5 protein-coding genes are annotated in these 5,400 nt (G+C 60.0%); 2 read left to right on the forward strand and 3 right to left on the reverse strand.

What is annotated here, in order from left to right; genetic code table 11:
- Positions 1 to 1,025 (reverse strand): guanine deaminase (gene guaD / locus WBB85_RS10790; protein ID WP_432638623.1); only part of this gene is annotated, 1,025 nt, incomplete at its 3' end.
- Positions 1,026 to 1,155: 130 nt separating this feature from the next.
- On the opposite strand from guaD, the gene mgtE reads away from it, so the two are divergent.
- The gene (gene mgtE / locus WBB85_RS10795) at positions 1,156 to 2,538 is read left to right on the forward strand and encodes a magnesium transporter (RefSeq protein ID WP_432638624.1); all 1,383 of its coding nucleotides are present in this window, start codon (positions 1,156 to 1,158) and stop codon (positions 2,536 to 2,538) included.
- Positions 2,535 to 3,089, forward strand: coding sequence for a 5-formyltetrahydrofolate cyclo-ligase (locus WBB85_RS10800; RefSeq protein WP_432638625.1), 555 nt, complete (start codon positions 2,535 to 2,537; stop codon positions 3,087 to 3,089). The genes mgtE and WBB85_RS10800 overlap by 4 nt, the downstream gene beginning before the upstream one ends.
- 717 nt (positions 3,090 to 3,806) lie before the next feature.
- Here the strand turns inward: WBB85_RS10800 and WBB85_RS10805 are convergent.
- Both WBB85_RS10805 and WBB85_RS10810 read right to left on the reverse strand, forming a co-directional pair.
- Complete coding sequence (locus tag WBB85_RS10805; protein WP_432638626.1) at positions 3,807 to 4,247, reverse strand: hypothetical protein; 441 nt, start codon at positions 4,245 to 4,247, stop codon at positions 3,807 to 3,809.
- Positions 4,248 to 4,583: 336 nt separating this feature from the next.
- A partial coding sequence (locus WBB85_RS10810) for a fatty acid desaturase (protein ID WP_432638627.1) occupies positions 4,584 to 5,400 on the reverse strand: 817 nt, incomplete at its 5' end.

Consider the following 5,400-nt stretch of genomic DNA (forward strand, 5'->3'; position numbering starts at 1 on the left):
CCTCGTAACTGCGCCACCTCATAGGCAGCAGCCATCGTGCGCAGCATGGAGAAACTCGACCCGCCGCCGGTATCGGTCGCCAGCCCGATCCGGTGCCCCGCTGCCGACAGGCCATCCATGTCGAACAGTCCCGAACCGATGAAGGTGTTCGAGGTCGGGCAGTGAATGAGGCTCGCATCGACCTCGCGCAGCCGATCCTTCTCGCGCGGCTCCAGATAGATCGCATGTCCGAAAAGCGCGCCGGGACCAAGAAGGCCATGCGCTTCATAGGTATCAAGATAGTCGCGTGCATCCGGAAAAAGGGACCGCGCCCAGGCGACCTCATCAGTCTGTTCGGAGAGATGCGTCTGCATCAGGCAATCGGGATGCTCGGCCCAGAGCGCACCCATGGCTGACAGTTGCCCCGGCGTCGAGGTCGGCGAAAAGCGCGGCGTGATGACATAGGACAGCCGGTCCACGCCGTGCCACTTCTGCAAGAGCCGCTTGCTGTCGTCATAGGCGCTTTGGGCGGTGTCGGTCAGTCCGTCCGGCGCGTTCCGGTCCATGCAGGTCTTGCCCGCAAAGGCGCGCAGGCCACGGGCCTCGGCTGCTGAAAAGAACGCGTCGACGCTTTCGGGATGGATCGTGCAATAGCTGCAAACCGACGTGGTGCCGTTCGACAAAGTCAGATCGAAATAGCGCGCGGCAATCTCGGCCGCATAGGCCGGGTCGGCGAATTTCATCTCTTCGGGGAAAGTGTAGGTGTTCAGCCAGTCGATCAGCCTTTTGCCCCAGCTCGCGATCATCGCGGTCTGGGGATAATGCGCATGGGCATCGACGAACCCGGCCGAAATCAGCGCGTCGCCGTAATCGGTGACCTTTGCCGCGGGATGCGCCCGGCGCAGATCGTCGGCCTCGCCCAACGCCGCGATATGGCCATTCTCGATCAGCACCCCGCCACACGCGCTGTGATGCGCCGCACCGACCCCTTCCATCATCGGGTTGCCACAGAACCGCAGCACCTGTCCGGTCAGGATATCCGCCATCTTTCCACGCCTTCGCATTTCCGTTGCCTGTGCAGTCTAAGCATATGACGGGCGCGGGGAAATCCGCCCTTTGCCCCTGTTTCTTTGAAACTCCTTCCGATAATGTCGCGGTAATCAGGCAGGGGGCAGCATGGCCGAGATTGAGGAAGACGTCGCCGAGCGGGACGAGGATGATTACTCCCTCGATCCTGAAGTCGTCGACGCGATCCTCGAAGCCGTCGAGGCGGGCGATGCGGCGGCGATTGATGAGCTGATGGAGCCGCTGCATGCGGCCGATATCGCCGACCTTTTCGAACAGATCGGTTCGGCCGACCGGGCAGCGCTGATCGGCCTCTGGTCGCGCGGGATCGACGGCGAGATCTTGTCGGAACTCGACGAATCGATCCGCGAAGAAGTGATTGAGCTTCTGCCGCACAACGTTCTGACTGACGCGGTCCGCGAACTGGATTCCGACGATGTCGTCGACCTGATCGAAGACCTTGAGGAACCGCAGCAGGAACGCATCCTCGCCTCGCTCGAAGACAGCGACCGGGCCGCGGTCGAACAGTCCCTGACCTATCCGGAATATTCCGCAGGCCGCCTCATGCAGCGCGAGGTGGTGACGGCACCGGATGACTGGACTGTCGGGCAGGCAATTGATTATCTCAGAAATGCCAAGGAGTTGCCGGATCAGTTTTACCACGTGATCCTGATCGATCCGCGCTGGCATCCGACCGGATACGTGACGCTTGGCAAGCTATTGTCGTCCAAGCGCGCGGTGCCGCTCACGGATCTGATGGAGGACAGTTTCCGCACCATCGACGTTCTGGAAGAGGAAGGCGACGTCGCCTATGCCTTCAACCAGTACCACCTGATTTCGGCCCCCGTGGTCGATGCCGATGAACGGCTGGTCGGTGTCATCACCATCGACGACGCGATGGCCGTTCTTGACGAAGAGCATGAGGAAGACATCCTGCGACTGGCCGGTGTCGGCGAGGGCTCGCTTTCCGACAGCGTGGTCGAGACTACGAAACAGCGCCTGCCCTGGCTGGCGGTGAACCTCGTGACCGCGATCCTCGCCTCTGTTGTGATCGCCCAGTTCGAAGGCGTCATTGCACAGATCGTGGCTTTGGCCGTGCTGATGCCCATCGTCGCCTCCATGGGCGGCAATGCCGGAACTCAGGCGCTGACCGTGGCCGTGCGCGCGATCGCGACGCGCGACCTCACCGGCTCCAACATGTGGCGGGTCGTGCGGCGTGAGGCGGCGGTGGGGCTGGTCAATGGCATCATCTTTGCCGTGGTCATGGGCGTGGTTGGCTGGATCTGGTTCGGTTCGGCCCTGATCGGCGCGGTGCTGGCTGCCGCAATGGTGGTCAATCTGGTCGTTGCTGGGCTCGCCGGGATCCTAGTGCCCGTGACATTGGAGAAGGCAGGCGTGGACCCTGCGCTGGCCTCGGGTGCCTTCGTGACGACGGTGACCGATGTCGTGGGGTTCTTTGCCTTCCTCGGACTGGCAGCAACGGTGCTTATGTGACCTTGACGGATATCAAGAAAGACGCGCGGGCCGAGGCTTTTGCCCGCCGCAAGACAGCTTTTGCGGCACGCGGGCCAGGGGATTGTGACCGGTTGAAGGCGGTCTTGGCCGAACATGCGGGCAAGGTGCTGGCCGGTTACATGCCGATGCGGACGGAGATTGACTGCCTGCCCGCGATGGAAGCCCATGTCGGGCCCGTGGGCGTGCCGGTCATCCTTGCCGCAGCGACGCCCCTCAAGTTCCGCGCCTGGAACCCCGAGGCAAAGATGGTCGCGGGCGAATTCGGCGCGCTGATCCCCGAATCCGGGGACTGGGTGGTGCCCGATGTGCTGATCGTGCCGCTTCTGGCCTTCGACCGGCGCGGCTTCCGGCTGGGCTATGGCGGCGGCTTCTATGACCGGACGCTGGAAGGGCTGCGGGCCCGCAAGCCCGTCACCGCCATCGGCTTCGCCTATTCGGTGCAGGAAGTGCCTGAGGTGCCGATCGAGCCGACCGACCAGCCGCTGGATCTGATCGTGACCGAGCGGGAAGTGTTTCACCCCGCCCGGTAGACGCGCCGCCTTTGGTTCCTTGGCGCAGCGGTTGAGTGTGGCTCGCATTCTGCGCAAATGCTCCGGAGGCCGGTCGGTGCCGTGTCACCGGCCTAAATTCCTGCGCTATTCGGCTTGGTCCAGTTCCTTGGATTGACGGTATGTGCCAGCTTTCAGACGCAAACGGTCCTCGATGATCGAGGCTATTGCCGCGAGGCAGATCAAAAAGCCCGAGATCGGAACGATGGCGACGGCGTATTTCTTAAAGCGTTCCGGGTTTTCATTGAGATAACAAGTATATGAATTCGAACGAAAAAGGTTCGAATTCTGATTCAATGTAAACGCGAAACGCTATAATTGGATGTGTGACGCGCTCATTGAAAATGTTCAGGTATGTGGTGCGGTATGATAACCGGGGAATGCTTCTCACGCGCATCATCTCTATCCATTCGTCCGCACTCTCCTGTCGCTCAGATCGGATACGGGATACGGTCGTCCGGTGCCTATCAACCCATTTTGTAAGATATTCTGCTGTGGCGGGCCTGAGTCGTATCAGGGTCCGGCCCTTCCCGGCCCGAACCCTGACACTCCGGTCTCAACATTACCCTTCGAACTCACTACAAAACAACGCCAGTGACCGTTACCCGCGCGTCGATCGGCTTTGAGCCGAATACCTCATACCACCTGAAATCGGACGCCTGATATGTCGGACAGGCGCGATACATGCAGGCGGGACGGTCAAACGCGACCGACCAGCCTGACGCCCGTGTGGTGAACGATGGTCGCGAACCCCGCATCGCTCTTTGCATCGATCCCGTTGCCTCTTCGTGCCTTCGCCTTCGCCGCACCGTTGCGGGTTTGCATCGGCGCGCCCCCTGCGGAAACGAGATCCTCCGGCACCGTGACGCTGGCCATGACCTGATTGATCTGGTCGATGATATGCGCGTATTCAATCTTGCATATGGCCCCATTCAGATAGGCATCGCCACTGCGGTCATAGCGATCGCGCAGGGTCTGTATCGGGTAACTGCCCAGCCCGTCGGCCCCTGTCCAGTCATTGGCGACGACCGATTCCATCAAGGAACGCACTTGTGCGGATTGCGTCTTTGCCGTTGCGGCAGGTACGGAGACAACTGGTTGCTGAACCTCTGATGTATCGAGTGTGCGGTGCGAAGTCATTTCGGACTACCCCTTCTCAAGAGTTCAGTGGATCGGAATGCTGCTTGCGTGCGGTCACTGTCACGGCAATCGGTCCGAGCTGATCGCGAAATGTCCATGGTCGCATGTCCAACTGAATGGGCACAGCGACCGGTTCTGACCCCATCGCAGCGCCCGCAAGCAAGCAAATATTGCGAAGGCACCCACCCATGACACCACCACGATGCGGCCTTCGGTATACAAGGAATACCGGGGGTTCATCACCGTAGGATGATCATTTTGTTAACAAAGTATGAACAGGCCAAACGGCGAGGTGATCCGGCTGGCAAGACCTCTCATCCCGATGCGACCATGGCGTCAGGCGGATACTTCCCCGATCAGGCTTCTCGGGAAGGGAACCATCCTTTGTGCGGTCTCGTCCCAAAGCCTCAGCTTCAGGCATCTACACGCTTCCCAAAGCCCGATCCGCGCATGGTTCAGCTCTTCCGTCAGGGCCAGATGGCAGCTTTTCAGGTTATAGCAGGGGATCTTGGCGTTGAGGTGATGCAGGTCGTGATATCCGACATTCAGCAAGACGAAATCCACAACCGGGCCTAGGTCGATTCTGCTCGATCCGGTCAGCGCCGCCCTGTGGGCGTTCCGGTCATCCGAAAAGGCCCAGTAGGTGGTTTCGAAATTGTGCTGAATGTAGACGGTGAAAATGCCGAATATACCGGCCATATAGCTGCCCAGCAGAACCGCAAAGAACGACCACCCTCCCAGAATAACGACAATCAGTGCCCAGAATCCAAACATTGTCAGGTTCTGCACGATCACATCCCGGACGCTGACTTTGACCGTGTTGCGCGGCCAGCGATACTGGACGAAATAGACCCATATCGGCCCCAGGAAGAAAAGCGTGAGGGGATGGCGGTATATTCGGTAGGTCAGCCGTCTGGCCAGAGGGGCGGACTCATATTCCGACCGGGCCATGGTAAAGACCTCATGCGCATCACGCCGTGATATATCGCCAAGATGGGCATGGTGCAGGTTGTGGTTGTATTTCGAAACGCTGTAGGCAATGCCCGAAAACAGTGAAAGCCATGTCCCGACCCGGTCATTGAGCGCCCGATCCGTAAAATAGCTGTAATGCCCGCAATCGTGCTGGATGGAATAAAACCGCAGCACCGCAACC

The organism is Albidovulum sp. (assembly GCF_049646345.1).
In the GTDB taxonomy this organism is placed as follows: domain Bacteria; phylum Pseudomonadota; class Alphaproteobacteria; order Rhodobacterales; family Rhodobacteraceae; genus Albidovulum.

Coding starts and splice junctions, on each gene's coding strand:
- mgtE (WP_432638624.1), top strand. CDS start 1,156: ATGGCCGAGATTGAGGAAGACGTCGCCGAGCGGGACGAGGATGATTAC.
- WBB85_RS10805 (WP_432638626.1), bottom strand. CDS start 4,247: ATGACTTCGCACCGCACACTCGATACATCAGAGGTTCAGCAACCAGTT.